The sequence below is a fragment of the Pseudomonas sp. G7(2022) genome (assembly GCF_052660475.1).
In genome coordinates, this window is record NZ_CP109659.1 from 248,548 (window position 1) to 265,858 (window position 17,311).

At 60.1% G+C, this 17,311-nt stretch carries 16 protein-coding genes; 14 read left to right on the forward strand and 2 right to left on the reverse strand.

What is annotated here, in order from left to right; all coding sequences use genetic code 11:
• Positions 1–117: 117 nt before the first annotated feature.
• The 7 genes from NE357_RS01055 to NE357_RS01085 all read left to right on the forward strand — a co-directional run bounded on the left by NE357_RS01055 (position 118) and on the right by NE357_RS01085 (position 5,564).
• Complete coding sequence (locus NE357_RS01055) at positions 118–444, forward strand: hypothetical protein (protein ID WP_007952780.1); 327 nt, start codon at positions 118–120, stop codon at positions 442–444.
• A 388-nt stretch (positions 445–832) separates the two neighbouring features.
• Positions 833–1,645: an energy transducer TonB gene (locus NE357_RS01060; RefSeq protein WP_041475106.1), complete on the forward strand. Its 813-nt coding sequence runs from the start codon at positions 833–835 to the stop codon at positions 1,643–1,645.
• 86 nt (positions 1,646–1,731) lie between these two features.
• A complete protein-coding gene (locus NE357_RS01065; protein WP_085608585.1) occupies positions 1,732–2,457 on the forward strand; it encodes a MotA/TolQ/ExbB proton channel family protein in 726 nt (241 codons plus the stop codon).
• Between the two features lies 1 nt (position 2,458).
• Positions 2,459–2,860 carry an ExbD/TolR family protein gene (locus NE357_RS01070; RefSeq protein WP_003220570.1) on the forward strand — a complete coding sequence of 134 codons (402 nt, stop codon included), beginning with the start codon at positions 2,459–2,461 and terminating at the stop codon, positions 2,858–2,860.
• Positions 2,861–3,028: 168 nt separating this feature from the next.
• The gene (locus NE357_RS01075; protein ID WP_007952774.1) at positions 3,029–3,610 is read left to right on the forward strand and encodes an alpha/beta hydrolase; all 582 of its coding nucleotides are present in this window, start codon (positions 3,029–3,031) and stop codon (positions 3,608–3,610) included.
• A 56-nt stretch (positions 3,611–3,666) separates the two neighbouring features.
• Positions 3,667–4,599: a sigma 54-interacting transcriptional regulator gene (locus tag NE357_RS01080; protein ID WP_169428367.1), complete on the forward strand. Its 933-nt coding sequence runs from the start codon at positions 3,667–3,669 to the stop codon at positions 4,597–4,599.
• Positions 4,600–4,766: 167 nt separating this feature from the next.
• Positions 4,767–5,564: a MetQ/NlpA family ABC transporter substrate-binding protein gene (locus tag NE357_RS01085; RefSeq protein ID WP_007952772.1), complete on the forward strand. Its 798-nt coding sequence runs from the start codon at positions 4,767–4,769 to the stop codon at positions 5,562–5,564.
• Positions 5,565–5,726: 162 nt separating this feature from the next.
• Here NE357_RS01085 and NE357_RS01090 read toward each other — a convergent pair whose 3' ends face one another.
• Complete coding sequence (locus tag NE357_RS01090; RefSeq protein ID WP_169428712.1) at positions 5,727–6,869, reverse strand: IS481 family transposase; 1,143 nt, start codon at positions 6,867–6,869, stop codon at positions 5,727–5,729.
• A gap of 652 nt (positions 6,870–7,521) precedes the next feature.
• Between NE357_RS01090 and NE357_RS01095 the strand changes: the two genes are divergently transcribed.
• The 4 genes from NE357_RS01095 to NE357_RS01110 are packed head-to-tail and all read left to right on the forward strand — an operon-like array spanning position 7,522 to position 10,496.
• A complete protein-coding gene (locus tag NE357_RS01095; RefSeq protein ID WP_007918712.1) occupies positions 7,522–8,187 on the forward strand; it encodes an amino acid ABC transporter permease in 666 nt (221 codons plus the stop codon).
• Positions 8,168–8,827 (forward strand): amino acid ABC transporter permease, encoded by a 660-nt coding sequence (locus NE357_RS01100; RefSeq protein ID WP_169428368.1) that lies wholly within the window; start codon positions 8,168–8,170, stop codon positions 8,825–8,827. The genes NE357_RS01095 and NE357_RS01100 overlap by 20 nt, the downstream gene beginning before the upstream one ends.
• A complete protein-coding gene (locus tag NE357_RS01105; protein WP_169428369.1) occupies positions 8,824–9,621 on the forward strand; it encodes an amino acid ABC transporter ATP-binding protein in 798 nt (265 codons plus the stop codon). Before NE357_RS01100 ends, NE357_RS01105 begins: the two co-directional genes overlap by 4 nt.
• Positions 9,618–10,496 carry a transporter substrate-binding domain-containing protein gene (locus NE357_RS01110; protein ID WP_169428370.1) on the forward strand — a complete coding sequence of 293 codons (879 nt, stop codon included), beginning with the start codon at positions 9,618–9,620 and terminating at the stop codon, positions 10,494–10,496. Before NE357_RS01105 ends, NE357_RS01110 begins: the two co-directional genes overlap by 4 nt.
• 221 nt (positions 10,497–10,717) lie before the next feature.
• Here NE357_RS01110 and NE357_RS01115 read toward each other — a convergent pair whose 3' ends face one another.
• Positions 10,718–11,878, reverse strand: a complete 1,161-nt coding sequence (locus NE357_RS01115) for an AAA family ATPase (RefSeq protein WP_169428371.1) — start codon at positions 11,876–11,878, stop codon at positions 10,718–10,720.
• 203 nt (positions 11,879–12,081) lie between these two features.
• Here NE357_RS01115 and NE357_RS01120 point away from each other — a divergent pair, with 203 nt between their 5' ends.
• The 3 genes from NE357_RS01120 to NE357_RS01130 are packed head-to-tail and all read left to right on the forward strand — an operon-like array spanning position 12,082 to position 17,308.
• The gene (locus NE357_RS01120; protein WP_169428372.1) at positions 12,082–13,185 is read left to right on the forward strand and encodes an efflux RND transporter periplasmic adaptor subunit; all 1,104 of its coding nucleotides are present in this window, start codon (positions 12,082–12,084) and stop codon (positions 13,183–13,185) included.
• Complete coding sequence (locus tag NE357_RS01125; protein WP_169428373.1) at positions 13,182–14,246, forward strand: efflux RND transporter periplasmic adaptor subunit; 1,065 nt, start codon at positions 13,182–13,184, stop codon at positions 14,244–14,246. Before NE357_RS01120 ends, NE357_RS01125 begins: the two co-directional genes overlap by 4 nt.
• A complete protein-coding gene (locus tag NE357_RS01130) occupies positions 14,243–17,308 on the forward strand; it encodes an efflux RND transporter permease subunit (protein ID WP_169428374.1) in 3,066 nt (1,021 codons plus the stop codon). Before NE357_RS01125 ends, NE357_RS01130 begins: the two co-directional genes overlap by 4 nt.
• The last annotated feature ends 3 nt before the right edge of the window (positions 17,309–17,311 follow it).

Genomic DNA, 17,311 nt, shown 5'->3' on the forward strand with positions numbered 1-17,311 from the left:
GTTGAAAAGTGCCGTGGACAATAAGTCAATGTCCAACCATCCTGAGTCTCGTGAGTTTCCAGGAGGAAACTTGCTCTCATCGGAAGACACTTATCCAACGATAAAGGGAATCTCGTTATGTCGAGCATTAATGGCAACTATGTAAACGCTAACGCTGGCGCCAAACTGACGATCACCGATGGCAACGACTCCAACGGCACCTTCAGCGGAAAGTTCAGCCAGAACGGCGTGAACTACGACATCGCGTACGGTCACTATCACTTCCAGAACAGCACCGGGCAGCCTACGATCATTACTTTCGCGGCTTTGAATGACGGCACTGGCTATCAGTCCTGGACGCTGTTCTCGCCGGATCACAACTACTCGAAAGTTCGTGCGGTGGGTTCTCGTACCAACTTTGACGGTGATGTAGTCGGTCTGGCCGGGGAGTTTGTGAAGCAATAAGAAATTCCGCAAATCGAAGGCCGATGCATTAAACATGCATCGGCCTTTTTGTTTGTCTACAAAAAAAGTTCGTCAACTATCACCTTGGTATTAGTTGTCACCGAATCCCGGGTCCTCGATAAACCGATGCCTTGGATGAATACTTTTTATGCCAGGAAAGCATGTCGATTTCGGCGAGCCGCTGGAAGCCTTGCAGGCCGTGGCTTTGGCGGAAATGATCGCTTCTTATATTCCATAAATGTCTATTCATAACATTAAAGATTACTTTCGGAGATAAGCCTCCCGACCCAATGATTGACCCATCGATCACGCCGTGGGGGATTCAACAAGCGGCGGATCGGCTACGCGAAAAAACGCAAAACGCAAAGAGACCGCAGGGAGTAAATCAATGGGCAATGTCCAGACCGCTGCCAGTGCACAGGAGGTGCTGTGGCGCCAGGCGCCGAGCGGCGAGTTGGTCGATCTCGGCCGGCCCCATCGTGTGCCGTTGGGGCAGCTGCGTTTGCAGCGCGCGCCCAAGGGCATTCTGAGCCGCCGCGAAACGATTCTGCTCGGCGTTCTGGCGCTGGTGGTGCATGGCGCGGTGATCTACTGGATCAATCAGCATCCGACGCCGGCGCTGCCGATCGTGCCGCCGGAAATTCCACCGATGACCATCGAGTTTTCGCGTCCGGCCCCCCCGGCGCCGCCTGTGGTTGTACCGCCGCCACCGGCACCGGTGGTCGAGCCACCGCCGCCGGTGGAAGACGAACTGGCAACCAAGCCACCACCGAAACCGAAGCCGATTCCCAAACCGAAACCGGTCGCCAAACCTGTTCCGAAACCAGCGCCAAAAGCCGTCGAGCAACCCCCGGCTCCGCCACAACCGGCCGCCCCGGTCGCCGCGCCAGCACCACCTGCACCACCGGCGCCTGCTCCGGTGACCCCGGCCTCGGCCAACGCCGCGTACCTGAAGAACCCGGCGCCGGAGTATCCGTCGCTGGCCCAGCGTCGCGGTTGGGAAGGCACGGTGTTGCTGCGGGTGCACGTACTGGCCAGCGGCAAACCGGGCGAGATCCAGATTCAGAAAAGCAGTGGCCGGCAACAGCTCGACGACGCGGCGCTGGACGCCGTGAAGCGCTGGAGCTTCGTGCCGGCCAAGCAGGGTGATGTCGCCCAGGACGGCTGGGTCAGCGTACCCATCGATTTCAAGATTCATTAATTGGTAATCAGCCGGCTTTATTCTCGCGGTGTGTCTGTAACCGTCATCGCGAGCAAGCTCGGCTCCCACACACGAGGGAACACATCATGACGTTACTGGCATCTCCACTGGAATCCATCGAAAGCGCGGTGATCTGGCTGCTGGTGGTCTTCTCTGTCGCTACCTGGGGCCTGGCATTGCTCAAGGCGCTGCAGTTCGGCCGGTTGAAGGCGCAGGACCGCAAATTTCACAAGCGCTTCTGGGCGGCGTCGAGTCTGGACTCCGCCGCCGAGTTGAGCGAAACCCAGCCCGGCGCCGCAGCGCGGGTGGCACAGGCCGGTTATGCGGCGATTCAGGTGGGCGAGGCGCCGCAGGCCAATGACCTGAGCCAGGCGATCAATCATCAGGATCGCCTCGAACGTGCCTTGCGCCAGCAGATCGTCCGCGAGCGCCGTTCGCTGGAAACCGGTCTGGCGGTGGTCGCGAGTATTGGCAGCACCTCGCCGTTCATTGGTCTGTTCGGCACGGTGTGGGGAATCATGGAAGCGTTGAAAGGCATCAGCGCGGCGGGCTCGGCGAGCCTGGAAACGGTCGCAGGACCGATCGGTGCAGCGCTGGTCGCCACCGGGGTGGGGATCGCGGTCGCGGTGCCGGCGGTGCTGGTTTACAACTACTTTTTGCGTCGCCTGAAACTGACGGCGGCGGACCTGGATGACTTTGCCCACGACTTCTACAGCCTGGCGCAGAAGAGCGCGTTCCGCGTGCTGATCCACCCGACCGCGCACAAGGCTGCGGCCCAGGGCAACGCAACAAAAGTGAAGGAGGCGTCCTGATATGGCCTTCTCCACGCAAGACAGCGACGAGGTGCTGAGCGAGATCAACGTGACGCCGCTGGTGGACGTGATGCTGGTGCTGCTGGTGGTGTTCATCGTCACCGCTCCGCTTTTGACCAACGCGATACCGATCAACCTGCCGAAGACCGAAGCGGTGGCGCCGGTCGAGCAGAAAGACCCGTTGGTGGTGAGCATCGACGGTGCAGGAAAGCTGTTTATCAACAAGGACGAAATCCAGCCGGACCTGCTGGAGTTCAACCTCAAATCGGCCAAGGCCAAGGACCCGGAAGTGCGCGTGCAATTGCAGGCCGACGACGGGGTGAATTACGGCGAAGTGGCGCGAGCCATGGCTTCGATTGAGCGGGCGGGCATCACCAAGCTGTCGGTGATCACTGCACGATAAGGGTTTCACGTTTTTCCGGGGCCGTCTCCTTGGCAGGGTGCGGCCCCTTTTTTGTCTGTTGCTTAATATGCATTTCAGGTCTTAATAAATAGCTTCTTATTCCTTAACGAATATAAATCCCGTCCCTATACTCGTTCAGGAACAGACACGACGCAGGAGAGCTCCCCCATGCGCAACGAATCAATCCGCTATCTGATTGTGCCGGGCTGGCAAGGATCGCCAGAAGATCATTGGCAAACCCACTGGCAGAACAGCCTGCCCAACAGCGCGCGGGTGGAGCAGGCCGACTGGCTGACGCCGCGTCGTGAAGACTGGGTCGCGGCGCTGGCCGAGGCGATTGCCGCCGACAGCTCGCCAGTGATTCTCATCGCGCACAGCCTGGGCTGCATCACCGTGGCGCACTGGGCGGCCACCGCGCCGCTGCATCATTTGCGTCAAGTGCGGGGGGCGCTGCTGGTGGCGCCAGCGGATGTCGAACGCCCGGCCTGCGTGCCGGCACTGCGCAATTTCGCACCGATCCCGACCGATCTGCTGCCGTTCCCGAGCCAGGTCGTCAGCTCCGACAACGACGCCGCCGTCAGTGCGCCGCGTGCGCTGGAACTGGCGCGCAACTGGGGCGCCGAGGCGGGGATTCTCGCGGGCGCCGGCCATATCAACGTGAAGTCCGGGCATCAACGCTGGGAGCAGGGATTCGCTTATCTGTATCGCCTGCAAAACCGCATGGAACACCACGCCCGGCGCCGTGCCTGACCACTTTTATTTTTTCAACGCCCCCGTCTCCCGGCGATTTGGGGCGGGAGTCTGCCATGAGTCTTGAAACCTTCGGCCAGCCATTGCTGACCTTTCCCGATGCGGAAAAAAGTCCCCTGAGCATCCGCGCCAAGGCGCTGGTGTTCGTCGATCCACGCTCGCGCCAGTTGCGCGAGGAAATGGCCCAACTCGCACCGCGTTCGATCTCGGTGTTGATTCGTGGCGAGACCGGCACCGGCAAGGAATTGCTCGCCCGCCACATCCACCGTGCCAGTGATCGCAGCGGGCTGTTTGTCTCGGTCAATTGCGGCGCGATCAGCCCGACGTATGCCGATGCCGAATTGTTCGGCTACGCCGCCGGCAGCTACAGCGGTTCGGCCAGCAGCCGCGCCGGCTGGTTTGGCTCGGCCAACGGCGGCACCTTGTACCTGGACGAGATCGGCGATCTGCCGCTGCCGATCCAGGTCAAGTTGCTTTCCGCCCTGGAAAACCACGAAGTCACCCGCGTCGGTGCGCATCAACCAAGCCCGGTGGACGTGCGCCTGGTAGCGGCGACCAGCATCGATCTGGCGCAAGCAGTGGCAGCGGGAAAATTCCACGAGCGTCTCTATCATTATCTCAGCGAAGGGCATCTTGAACTGCCGGCGCTGCGCGCGCGGGTCGGCGACATTCTGTCTTTGGCCGAGTACTTCCTCGGTATCTACAGCCAGCGCCTGGATCTGCCGGTGCCGCTGATCAGCGAAGCGGCGCAGCAGGTGCTGGAGCAGCACAGCTGGCCGGGCAACACCCGGGAACTGGAAAACGTCATTCATTTTGCCCTGCTGGTGAGCACCGGCGACGAAATCCTGCCGGAGCACCTGAACCTGCCCGAGGTGTCTGGGCCGCTGGTTCAGATCGAGCGTCAGGTGGCGAGCATCAGCCTCAACGGCACTGCCGACGAACGTAAGGCATTGAAAGAATTGCTGTTGAGCCTGAGCGAGGCGTTGTAACCCTTTTGTTCAACATGAACAAAATGGAATATGAAGCTGAATAAACGTTATTGTCCGGGAATAAAAAATCCCGGTATTGTCCGCTTCACGCCAGCAGTAGCACATCGCTGGCACACGTATTAATGCCGTCGTCGATGACGACCGTGATTTTCGACTAAGGACACTGCATGAAAAAGGTTCTGTTGTTTACCGCATTGGCGGCTGCTCTGACTGCTTCCCTGGCCCAGGCCGGCGAGAAACTGGTGGTTGCTGCGACCCCGGTTCCACACGCCGAGATCCTCGAGCTGATCAAGCCGACCCTCGCCAAAGAAGGCGTGGATCTGGAAATCAAGGTCTTCACCGACTACGTACAACCGAACGTACAGGTGGGCGAGAAGCGTCTGGACGCCAACTACTTCCAGACCCTGCCGTACCTGAACAGCTTCAACCAAGGCAAATACAAGGACGACAAGGCCAAGTACCTGGTGACCGTGCAAGGCGTTCACGTTGAACCGTTCGGCGGCTACTCGAGCAAGTACAAAACCCTGGCTGAACTGCCGGACGGCGCTACCATCGCCATTCCGAACGAAGGCAGCAACAGCGGTCGTGCACTGATCCTGCTGCAGAAGGCCGGCCTGATCGAGCTGAAAGATCCGAAGAACGCTCTGGCTACGCCAAAAGACATCGCCAAGAACCCGCACAACTTCAAGTTCAAGGAACTGGAATCGGCCCTGCTGCCGCGTGTTCTGAAAGAAGTCGACCTGGACATGATCAACACCAACTACGCGCTGGAAGCCAAGTTGAACCCGACCAAGGACGCCCTGGTGATCGAAGGCGCGGATTCGCCTTATGTGAACTTCCTGGTGGCCCGTGAGGACAACAAGAACAGCGACGCCATCAAGAAACTGGCCGCGGCCCTGACCAGCCCTGAAGTCAAAGCGTTCATCGAGAAGAAGTACAACGGCGCGGTACTGCCGGCGTTCTGATCCGACGCAACAGCAACCCCCTTCAAGGTTGAAAAAACGCCGATGACCAGTGATGGTCATCGGCGTTTTTGTGTGTGCTTCAAAAGCCCCCTCACCCTAACCCTCTCCCTGTATGTACCGGAGACATGGTGAACACATGTTCGGAGACATGGTGGACGGTTTTTAGATCCTCTTACCTGCCGTAACAATCTGCAAGTTCAAGTCGATTCGGGCGATACGATGTCTACTCCAGTAGACATCGTGGATGCCATCCTCCGCTGTTTCCCTGATCGCTATCGACAGCCCGTGAAATGCTTTTCCGATTGAGTATTCACGGTTCCTCCAGTAAATCTCGCCCTTCACCTGGACCTTTCTGACCACATCTCCGTCGGCGTATTCCGGCGCCATTTGCTGCTCCTGATACTCCCGAGGGCTGCTGCTGTAGCGAGTCGCCGGCACCTGCATATCCAGCGCTTGATGAGGACGTTTCTGGTTGTAGACATCACGCCAGATATCAAATGCCTGTTGTGCGCTGTTGAGGTCCGTGAAGTGCCGACCTTGCAGCACTTCACTCTTCAGGCTGCGGTGGAAACGCTCCAGTTTTCCCTGGGTCTGCGGATGATAAGGCCGGGAGTGACCTACCTTGATGCCCTGCCCCATCAGCCAGACTTCCAGCGCGGTATAAACCCCAGTCTGGTCACCCCAGGGCGAACCGTTGTCCATCGTTATGCGCAAAGGCAAGCCGTAACGCCGAAAGACCCGGATTAGATGCTCCTGGACGGTGTCGCGCTGCTCATTGGCGCACGCGGCGATACACATCGAAAACCGCGAGTGATCGTCCAGTATCGTCAATGGATGGCAACGCCCCTGACTCAGGCTGAAATGGCCCTTGAAGTCCATCTGCCAGAGATCGTTGGGCGCTTCATGCTCGAACCGGATAAACGGTTTGATCTCAGCAGCCTTTGGATCAACGCGCGAATGACGCTGTAAAACTGCATGCACAGTACTGACGGAAGGCATCGCTAAACCTTTGTCTTCCAGCACGCGTTTGAGCTTGCGAGCGCCCCAAGCCGCGTACTCCTGACTCACGATCAGAATCTGCTTCTCCACCTCGTCAGCACAACGTTTGGGGGACGTCTTCGGTCGTCGTGACTGATTGTTCAGCCCCTCGGCCCCTGATTTTTCAAACCTGCTGAGCCATTTGTAGGCAGTGCTTGGGCTGATGTTGAATCGACGGCAAAGCTGCCGAACATTGGCCCCTTCTTGCCGAGCCAAAAGCACGAATTCTGTACGTAGCTGCACGGTAGACACCTCTTCCCAAGACACAGGCCATCTCCTTCGCGATGAGCAATGTGTCTATTTAAAAGTGTCCACCATGTCTCCGAACACCTGTCCACCATGTCTCCGGTACATACACTCCCGGGGGGAGAGGGGACTGATTGGGGGATGCTGTAGAGGTACGCCGACCTGATTATTCTTCACCGAATCCATAATCGGCTCGGTTTTTCAGGTCGATGTCTGTCGAAAGACAACTCTGTCGGCTCCCTCTCCCAGGGGGAGAGGGGTGGGCGGGCGGCGTTCCGATGAGGGGGCTTTTCGCGTTTGATCTACGCGGTGTGTTTCAACGCTCTGCGCAAAGCCACCAGCCATTTCACGAAATCCTGCGGGTCCGGTCGCGGCGGCACTTTTACGTCCATGTTTTCTTCCTTGTTATGAGTTCAGCCGGGGGAGTCTGGCCAAAAGCTGTTCGTCCTTGGAGGGCTATTACGAAAAAAAGATCCTTCCTACAGCGAAAGGAAAAATAGCCTTCTTATTCTGTCTCGGCAAACCCGCAGGATAGTTTTTTGTGTGATATCAATATGCTTTATCGGTATTTAAATTCTGATTTTTATACCTTTAAAGTCGGTGCTTGCAGGACGGCTATCCGCTGTCCATGGACTGCACCACCGTCGCTTACCGAGCGACGTCAGGACGTTTCATGACCTTCGATTACGCATTTATCCTCAGCACCCTGCCGGCGTTTCTCAAAGCCGTGGGCGTGACGCTGCAGGTCGGTTTGATCGCCATCGGCACCTCGCTGCTGGTGGCGTTGCTCAATGCGACGATTCTGGTGTTTCGCACGCCTTACCTGCAAAAACTGGTCGGGCTCTATGTGGAGCTGGCGCGCAACACGCCGCTGCTGATCCAGCTGTTTTTCGTCTACTTCGCGCTGCCGGCGCTGGGGATCAAGGTTTCCGGATTCACCGCCGCGATCATCACCATGACGTTTCTCGGCGGCGCCTACCTCACCGAAGTGCTGCGCGCCGGCGTCGATGCGGTGCCACAGGCGCAGCTCGAATCGGGCCGCTCTATCGGCCTGTCCCACGGCCAGTTACTGCGCTACGTGATCCTGCCGCAAGCAGGGATCCTCAGCCTGCCGTCACTGTTCGCCAATTTCATTTTCCTGCTAAAGGAAACCACCGTGGTCTCGGCCGTGGCGGTGCCGGAGATTCTCTACACCACCAAGAGCTACATCGCGCTCTACTACAAGACCTACGAAATGCTCGCCGTGCTGACGCTGATCTGCGTGCTGCTGTTCCTGCCGCTGTCGCTGCTGTTGAGCCGTCTGGAAAGGAGGCTCCAGCATGGCCAGTTCGGGTCTTGAACTACTCTGGGTGTCCTTGCCGCAACTGGCCAAAGGCGCCGGGCAAACCCTTTCGATCTCCTTCCTCAGTATCGCCATCAGCACCGTCGGCGGCGTGCTCTACGGCGTGCTGCGCACGCTCAACGTGACGTGGCTTAACGCGGTGCTGCGGGTTTATCTGGAACTGTTCCGGGCGATTCCGGTGTTGGTCTGGTTGTACCTGCTGTTTTTCGGCCTTCCGATTTTCTTCGGCCTGAGCCTGCCGAGCTTCTGGTGCGCGGTGCTGGTGCTGTCGCTGTGGGGCGTCAGTGAGGTCGGTGAAGTGGCGCGGGGTGCGCTGCATTCGTTGCCGCGCGGGCAGCGTGAGGCGGGGTTGTCGATCGGTCTGAACGCGGCGCAGCTCTACGGCTACGTGCTGCTGCCCCAGGCGCTGAAGCGCATGACGCCGCCGACCATCAACGTCTACACGCGGATCATCAAGACCAGTTCGCTGGCGGTGCTGATCGGTGTGGTGGATGTAATCAAGGTCGGCCAGCAGATCATCGAGCGCACTTACGAATCGGTGCTGATCTACGGTGCGCTGTTCCTGTTTTTCTTTTTCATCTGCTACCCGCTGTCGGCCGCCTCGCGCGTGCTGGAGCGGCGCTGGACGCAAGCATGAGCGCATTGATCGAGTTTCAGGGCTTCAACAAATTCTTCGGCGAACAGCAGGTGCTCAAGGGCATCGACCTGCAAGTGAAGTCCGGCGAAGTGATCGTCATTCTCGGCCCCAGCGGATGCGGCAAAAGCACTCTGCTGCGTTGCCTCAATGGCCTGGAAACCGCCCACAGCGGCCACCTGAAATTCGCCGGTCGCGAGTTGCTGGACAAGTCCACCGACTGGCGCGAAGTGCGTCAGCAGATCGGCATGGTGTTCCAGAGTTATCACTTGTTCCCGCACATGAGCGTGCTCGACAATTTGCTGCTCGGTCCGCTGAAAGTGCAGAAACGCGAACGCCGCGAAGCACAACAACAAGCCGAAGCATTGCTCGAACGCGTGGGCCTGTCGGACAAGCGCGACGCCTTCCCGCGACAGCTCTCCGGTGGCCAGCAGCAACGCATCGCCATCGTCCGCTCGTTGTGCATGAACCCGCGGGTCATGCTCTTCGACGAAGTCACCGCCGCCCTTGATCCGGAGATGGTCAAGGAAGTGCTGGAAGTGATTCAGGGCCTGGCCCGCGAAGGCATGACTCTGTTGATCGTCACCCACGAAATGGCCTTCGCCCGCGCGGTGGCCGATCGCATCGTGTTCATGGACGTCGGGCGCATCCTTGAACAGAACCCGCCCGAGCTTTTCTTTACGAACCCGCAAACCGCACGCGCGCAGCAGTTCCTGGAGAAGTTCTCCTACGTCGAAGCCCTGCCTTCAACGACCTCGCCCAAAACGACCCAAACAAAGGAACTGGAACTGCCATGAAAACTGCCAAAGCCCTATTCGCATTACCGCTGATCAGCCTCGCGCTGCTGGCCGGCTGCAACAAGACCGAAGAACCGGCCATGCCGAAAGTCGCCAGCGAAAGCACCGCGCCAGCGGGTTACCTGGACAAGATCAAGGCCCGCGACAAACTGATCGTCGGCGTGTTCACCGACAAACCGCCGTTCGGCTTCGTCAACGAGGCGGGGCGCTATGTCGGCTTCGATACCGACATCGGTCGTCAATTCGCCAGGGATCTGCTGGGCGATGAAAACAAGGTCGAGTTCGTGGCCGTGGAACCGGCTAGCCGCATTCCATTCCTGCAAAGCGACAAGGTGGACCTGATCCTCGCCAACATGACCGTGACCCCGGAGCGCAAGGAAGCGGTGGAATTCACCAACCCGAACCTCAAGGTTGCGGTGCAGGCGCTGGTGCCGCAGAGCAGTGATGTGAAAAAGCTCGATGATCTGGCAACCCGCACCACCATCGTCACCACTGGCACCACGGCCGATATCTGGCTGACCAAGAACCACCCGGACTGGAAACTGCTGAAGTTCGAGAAAAACTCCGAGTCGCTGCAAGCCCTGGCCAACGGCCGTGGCGATGCCTACGCCCAGGACAACCTGGTGCTGTTCAGTTGGGCCAAGCAGAACCCGGGCTACCGTGTGCTGGACGAAAAACTTGGCGCCGAAGCGCCGATTGCACCGGCGGTGAAGAAGGGCAATATCGAATTGCGCGATTGGGTGAATACGGAGCTGGCCAAGCTTGGGGAAGAGAAATATCTGCTGAAACTGTATGACCAATATGTGCGTAAAGAGCTGAGTGATGACACCAAGCCTGAGAGTGTGATTGTCGAAGGTGGGAAGTGGCAGGGTTAATTGTCTGATAGTCCGCAGTGAACCCTCCCCCTCACCCCAGCCCTCTCCCGGAGGGAGAGGGAGCCGACCGAGGTGTGTTGCGTCCTGCATCGACCTGAACGACCGAGTTGACTATGGATTCAGTACAGCAAGATCAGGTCGGCGTAACTCTTGAGCATCCCCCAATCGGTTCCCTCTCCCCTGGGAGAGGGCTAGGGTGAGGGGCTCTTCAACTGGCACACCTAATCCGGCCAATTCCACGCCGGCTCATCCAGAACCCTCTGCCCGACGATTCCCGTCTGGCCGAGGGTTTTTTCCAGCACGATGCAATTGCATTCCGGGTCTTCCTGCAACGCCGAAATCAACCGCCGCGCATGGGACACCACCCACACCTGACACTGCTCCGAGACCCGGATGATCAAGCGCGCCAGCGCCGGCAACAGATCCGGATGCAGGCTGGTTTCCGGTTCGTTCAGCACCATCAGCGAAGGCGGGCGTGGTGTCAGCAGCGCGGCGACCAGCAGCAGATAACGCAACGTGCCATCCGACAGTTCCGCCGCCGACAACGGCCGCAACAAGCCTTCCTGAAAGAACTCGATGGCAAAGCGTCCGCCCGCCAGTGGCGCGATGTTCAGCCGTGCGCCGGGAAAGGCATCGCTGATCGCCGCCTGCAACGCCTCGGGATCGCCGATCTCGCGGATGGTCTGCAACGCGGCCGCCAGATCCCGCCCGTCGTGATGCAGCACCGGCGTGCGCGTGCCCAGTTGCGGCTGGCGCACCGGGGCGTCGGCGTCGCTGCGAAAGTGATCGTAGAAGCGCCAGCGGCGGATGAACTCGCGCATCTGGAACACTTCCGGCGAGGTGCGCAGGCTGCCGACCTGATCGAACAGGCTGTCGAAGTTCGGCGTGTATTGCGCCAGAACATCCCAGCCACGACCTTCACGGGCACGGATCATCGGCCCGTCGCGATCCACCAGCAGACTGGCCGGACGATAGAGCGGCCCGGCCCAGATGCATTCCTTTTTGATTTCCGGGTCGAGGGAAAAGAACGAACGGCTTGGCTCCGGCAAACCCAGGGCAATTGAATAGCTGAAGTCCTCCCCGGCAAACCCCAGACGCAGGCGTTTCACGCTCTGGCGCACGGTGGACTGGATCGGCACCTCGCCGTTGCGCATGCGCCGGCTGATGGTTTCCGGCCCGGCCCAGAACGTCGAGTCGAGCCCGCCCTCTCGGGCCAGCGCATTGACCACGCCGCCCTGAGCGGTTTCCGCCAACAGCCGCAGCGCCCGGTACAGGTTGGACTTGCCGCTGCCGTTGGGGCCGGTGATCAGGTTCAGCCGACCCAACGGAATCACCAATTTATTGATCGAGCGGTAATTGGCCACCGCGAGGGTCTTGAGCATTGAATCCTCGTTGATCGTTCCCACGCTGTGCGTGGGAATGCATCTGCGTCAAAGGCAGACGCGGAGCGTCCATGGCGGCGTTACCACGCACAGCGTGGGAACGATCACAGGGAGTATAAGATTCGCGCATGCAGACTCGGAACCCTGTTCTAAGCTCACAGTCGTATCGTCACTTGCACGTTCGTACACAGGAAGGAGTCTGCATGGCGAGTCCCGGAATGAAAACAGTGGTCCTGCTGAGCGTCCTCGCTTTGCTCGCCGCTTGCGGCGAAAAAAAGGCTCCCCAGGAGTATCTTCCGCGAGTCTTTGTGCAAGAGGTCAAGCCTGCGGACTACGCGGCGTCGGTGACCCTCACCGGTGACATTCAGGCCAGGGTGCAGACCGAATTGTCGTTCCGGGTCGGCGGCAAGATCATCCAGCGCATGGTCGATGTCGGTGACCGTGTCTCGGCCAGACAGGTACTGGCCAAGCTCGATCCCAAGGATTTGCAGACCAACGTCGATTCCGCCCAGGCCCAGGTGCTGGCCGAGCAGGCACGAGTCAAACAGAGCGCTGCCGCGTTCGTCCGCCAGCAGAAACTGTTGCCCAAGGGCTACACCAGCCAGAGCGAATACGATTCCGCGCAGGCGGCGTTGCGCAGCAGCCAGAGTGCCTTGAGCGCGGCTCAGGCGCAGCTGGCCAACGCCAGGGATCAACTGAGCTACACCTCGCTGATCGCCGACGCGCCGGGTGTCATCACCGAGCGTCAGGCCGAAGTGGGTCAGGTGGTTCAGGCCACAGCGCCGATATTCAGCCTGGCCCGGGACGGCGATCGCGACGCGGTATTCAATGTGTACGAGTCCCTTTTGGCCGAGCGGCCGGCAGAGCGTTCGATTGTCGTCAGCCTGCTCGACAACCCGGCCATCAAGACCACCGGCACCGTGCGCGAAATCACCCCGGCGGTGTCGGCGCAATCCGGCACGGTGCAAGTCAAGGTCACTCTCGACAGTCTGCCTCAGGGTATGCAGCTTGGCTCGGTGGTCAGTGCCACCGCCAAAGGCTCCGGCAAATCGGCGGTGGAGCTGCCCTGGTCGGCGCTGACTAAAAACATCAGCGAACCGGCGGTGTGGATGGTCGACGACAAGGGTGAAGCGCAACTGCACAACGTCACTGTCGGCCGATACCTGACCGGGCACGTGATCATCAGCGAAGGCCTCAAGGGCGGCGAAAAAGTGATCGTTGCCGGTGGGCAATTGCTGCATCCGGGGATGAAAGTCGAGATCGCCGAGAACACCTACAAGGAACTGCAACCGGGAGCACAGCCATGAAGCCTTTATGGGGGTTGTCCATCGGGCTGCTGCTGGTTGCCTGTTCCAAGAGCGAGCCGCCGCCAGAACCGGTGCGGCCGGTGTTGTCGATCAAGGTCCAAGCGCTGAACGAGGAAACCCTGGGTCGTTTCGCCGGCAGCATTCAGGCGCGCTACGAGAGCAACACCGGTTTCCGCGTCGGCGGTCGGATTGCCAGCCGTAACGTCGACGTGGGTGCCGAGGTGGAGAAGGGCACCTTGCTCGCCACTCTCGATCCGTCCGACCAGCAGAACCAGTTGCGCTCGGCCCAGGGTGATCTGGCGAAAGTCGAGGCGCAACTGATCAACGCCCAGGCCAACGCCCGGCGTCAGCAGGCGCTGTTTGATCGTGGTGTCGGCGCCCAGGCGCAACTGGACATCGCCACCACGGATTTGAAAACCACCCAGGCGTCCCTCGACCAGGCGCGGGCGGCAGTCAACCAGAGCAAGGATCAACTCGGCTATACCGAGCTGCGTTCCGACCACAAAGCCGTGGTCACGGCGTGGAACGCCGAGGCCGGGCAAGTGGTGACGGCCGGCCAGCAGGTGGTGACGCTGGCACAACCGGATATCAAGGAAGCGGTGATCGATCTGCCGGACACGCTGGTTGATCAGATCCCCAGCGACGTGGTGTTTCTGGTGGCCGCACAACTTGATCCGAGCATCAATACCACGGCGGTCATTCGTGAAATCGAACCCCAGGCGCAAAGCGCCACGCGCACCCGTCGTGCCCGGTTAACCCTGGCCAGCACGCCACCCGGATTCCGCCTCGGCACGGCAATCAGCGTGACCCTCAGTTCGGCGATCAAACCGAGAATCGAATTGCCTGCGACGGCCTTGCAGGAGGTCGACGGCAAAACCCGGATTTGGGTGATCGACCCGCAAAGTAAAACCGTCGCCCCGCGTGACATCAGCGTAACCAGCCGCACCGACAGCACCGTGGTGCTGGCCGGCGGAGTCAAGTCCGGCGAGCGTGTGGTCAGCGCCGGCGTCAACAGCCTCAAATCCGGACAAGCCGTGAAACTCGACGAGGACAGTCAATGAAAGGGTCTTTCAATCTCTCCGAATGGGCCCTCAAGCATCAGTCTTTCGTCTGGTATCTGATGTTCGTCGCATTGCTCATGGGGGTGTTTTCCTACTTCAATCTGGGGCGCGAGGAAGACCCGTCGTTCACCATCAAGACCATGGTGATCCAGACCAAATGGCCGGGCGCGACCCAGGAAGAAACGCTCAAGCAGGTCACCGACCGCATCGAGAAAAAACTCGAGGAGCTCGATTCTCTCGACTACGTGAAAAGCTACACCCGCCCCGGTGAGTCCACGGTCTACGTGTACCTGCGCGACACCACCAGTGCCAAGGACATTCCGGAAATCTGGTACCAGGTGCGCAAGAAGATCGACGACATTCGCGGCCAGTTTCCCCAGGGGATTCAGGGGCCGGGATTCAACGATGAGTTTGGTGACGTGTTCGGCTCGGTCTATGCCTTCACGGCCGATGGTCTGACGATGCGGCAACTGCGCGACTACGTGGAACAGGCGCGCGCCGAGATCCGCAACGTGCCGGGGCTGGGCAAGATCGAGATGGTCGGCCAGCAGGACGAAGTGATCTACCTGAACTTCTCCACCCGCAAGCTGGCGGCGCTGGGCATCGATCAACGCCAGGTGGTGCAGAGCCTGCAATCGCAGAACGCCGTGACCCCGGCGGGTGTGATCGAAGCCGGGCCCGAGCGGATTTCGGTGAGAACCTCCGGGCAGTTCGCTTCGGAAAAGGACTTGGCGGAGGTCAATCTCAAACTCAATGACCGCTTCTATCGTCTGGCCGACATCGCTGAAATCAGCCGTGGCTACGTCGATCCGGCAACCCCGGAATTCCGCTTCGACGGCAAGCCGGCCATCGGTCTGGCGATCGCCATGCAGAAGGGCGGCAACGTCCAGGCCTTCGGCAAGGCGCTGCACGAGCGCATCGATCAGCTCACCGCCGACTTGCCGGTGGGTGTTGGCGTGCACACCGTTTCCGATCAGGCGGTGGTGGTGGAAGAAGCCGTCGGCGGCTTCACCAGCGCGTTGTTCGAAGCGGTGATCATCGTGCTGGTGGTCAGTTTCATCAGCCTTGGCGTTCGAGCCGGACTGGTGGTGGCGTGCTCGATTCCGTTGGTGCTGGCCATGGTGTTCGTCTACATGGAATACAGCGGCATCACCATGCAGCGGATTTCCCTTGGAGCGCTGATCATCGCCCTCGGGCTGCTGGTGGACGACGCGATGATCACCGTGGAGATGATGGTCACGCGCCTGGAAATGGGCGAGACCAAGGAGCAGGCCGCGACGTTTGCCTACACCTCCACAGCGTTTCCGATGCTCACCGGTACGCTGGTGACCGTGGCCGGTTTCGTGCCGATCGGTCTCAACGCCAGCTCCGCCGGTGAGTACACCTACACGCTGTTTGCGGTGATCGCGGTGGCAATGATTGTGTCGTGGGTGGTGGCGGTGTTCTTCGCGCCGGTGATCGGCGTACATATCCTCAGCACCAACGTAAAACCCCACGAAGCGGAGCCGGGGCGTATCGGGCGAGCGTTCAATCACGGTTTGTTGTGGTCGATGCGCAACCGCTGGTGGTGCATCGGCATCACCGTGCTGTGCTTCGTGCTCGCGGTGTTTTGCATGCGCTTTGTGCAGAACCAGTTCTTCCCGTCTTCCGACCGTCCGGAAATTCTGGTCGACCTCAACCTGCCGCAAAACGCCTCCATCGATGAAACCCGCAAGGCCGTCGACAAACTCGAAGCCACGCTCAAGGGCGACCCGGACATCGTGCGCTGGAGCACTTACATCGGCCAGGGTGCGATCCGTTTCTACCTGCCCCTCGACCAGCAATTGCAGAACCCGTACTACGCGCAACTGGTGATCGTCAGCAAAGACTTCAAGGCCCGCGAAGCCTTGAGCCAGCGCCTGCGAGATCGTCTGCGCAAGGACTTCGTCGGCATCGGCAGCTACGTGCAGGCTCTGGAAATGGGCCCGCCGGTGGGGCGCCCGATTCAGTACCGGGTCAGCGGCAAGGACATCGATCAGGTGCGCAAGCACGCCATCGACCTCGCCACTGAACTGGACAAGAGTCCGCACATCGGCGAGATCATTTACGACTGGAACGAGCCCGGCAAAGTCCTGCGCATCGACATCGCGCAGGACAAGGCGCGTCAGCTCGGACTGTCCTCGGAAGATGTGGCCAACCTGATGAACAGCATTGTCAGTGGCTCGCCGCTGACTCAGGTCGACGACGATATCTACCTGATCAATGTGGTCGGGCGGGCGGTGGATTCCGAGCGCGGCACACCGGAAACCCTGCAGAACCTGCAGATCGTCACGCCCAACGGTACGTCGATTCCGCTGCTGGCCTTCGCCACCGTGCGCTATGAACTGGAGCAGCCGCTGGTGTGGCGTCGCGACCGTCTGCCGACCATCACCATCAAGGCCTCGGTGCGCGATGAAATCCAGCCGACCGACCTGGTGAAAGTCCTCAAACCGACCATTGACGCCTTCGCCGCCAAGCTGCCGGTGGGGTACAAGGTCGCCACGGGCGGTACGGTCGAAGAGAGCGGCAAGGCCCAGGGGCCGATTGCCAAGGTGCTGCCGCTGATGCTGTTCCTGATGGCGACTTTCCTGATGATCCAGTTGCACAGCGTGCAGAAGCTGTTCCTGGTGGCCAGTGTCGCGCCGCTCGGGCTGATCGGCGTGGTGCTGGCGCTGGTGCCGACCGGTACGCCGATGGGCTTCGTGGCGATCCTGGGGATTCTGGCGCTGATCGGCATCATCATCCGCAACTCGGTGATCCTCGTGACGCAGATCGAAGAGTTCGAGCACAAGGGCTACTCGCCCTGGGATGCGGTGGTGGAAGCGACCGAGCACCGGCGCCGGCCGATTCTGCTGACCGCCGCAGCGGCGAGCATGGGCATGATCCCGATCGCCCGGGAAGTGTTCTGGGGCCCGATGGCCTACGCGATGATCGGCGGGATTGTGGTGGCGACACTGCTGACGCTGCTGTTCCTGCCGGCGCTGTATGTGGCCTGGTACAAGATTCGCGAGCCGAAGAAAGACGCCTCGTCATCGACACAGTGAGTG

Coding starts and splice junctions, on each gene's coding strand:
- NE357_RS01095 (WP_007918712.1), top strand. CDS start 7,522: ATGACCTTCGATTACGCATTTATCCTCAGCACCCTGCCGGCGTTTCTC.
- NE357_RS01085 (WP_007952772.1), top strand. CDS start 4,767: ATGAAAAAGGTTCTGTTGTTTACCGCATTGGCGGCTGCTCTGACTGCT.
- NE357_RS01115 (WP_169428371.1), bottom strand. CDS start 11,878: ATGCTCAAGACCCTCGCGGTGGCCAATTACCGCTCGATCAATAAATTG.
- NE357_RS01130 (WP_169428374.1), top strand. CDS start 14,243: ATGAAAGGGTCTTTCAATCTCTCCGAATGGGCCCTCAAGCATCAGTCT.
- NE357_RS01075 (WP_007952774.1), top strand. CDS start 3,029: ATGCGCAACGAATCAATCCGCTATCTGATTGTGCCGGGCTGGCAAGGA.
- NE357_RS01120 (WP_169428372.1), top strand. CDS start 12,082: ATGGCGAGTCCCGGAATGAAAACAGTGGTCCTGCTGAGCGTCCTCGCT.
- NE357_RS01100 (WP_169428368.1), top strand. CDS start 8,168: ATGGCCAGTTCGGGTCTTGAACTACTCTGGGTGTCCTTGCCGCAACTG.
- NE357_RS01110 (WP_169428370.1), top strand. CDS start 9,618: ATGAAAACTGCCAAAGCCCTATTCGCATTACCGCTGATCAGCCTCGCG.
- NE357_RS01060 (WP_041475106.1), top strand. CDS start 833: ATGGGCAATGTCCAGACCGCTGCCAGTGCACAGGAGGTGCTGTGGCGC.
- NE357_RS01125 (WP_169428373.1), top strand. CDS start 13,182: ATGAAGCCTTTATGGGGGTTGTCCATCGGGCTGCTGCTGGTTGCCTGT.
- NE357_RS01080 (WP_169428367.1), top strand. CDS start 3,667: ATGAGTCTTGAAACCTTCGGCCAGCCATTGCTGACCTTTCCCGATGCG.
- NE357_RS01105 (WP_169428369.1), top strand. CDS start 8,824: ATGAGCGCATTGATCGAGTTTCAGGGCTTCAACAAATTCTTCGGCGAA.
- NE357_RS01070 (WP_003220570.1), top strand. CDS start 2,459: ATGGCCTTCTCCACGCAAGACAGCGACGAGGTGCTGAGCGAGATCAAC.
- NE357_RS01055 (WP_007952780.1), top strand. CDS start 118: ATGTCGAGCATTAATGGCAACTATGTAAACGCTAACGCTGGCGCCAAA.
- NE357_RS01065 (WP_085608585.1), top strand. CDS start 1,732: ATGACGTTACTGGCATCTCCACTGGAATCCATCGAAAGCGCGGTGATC.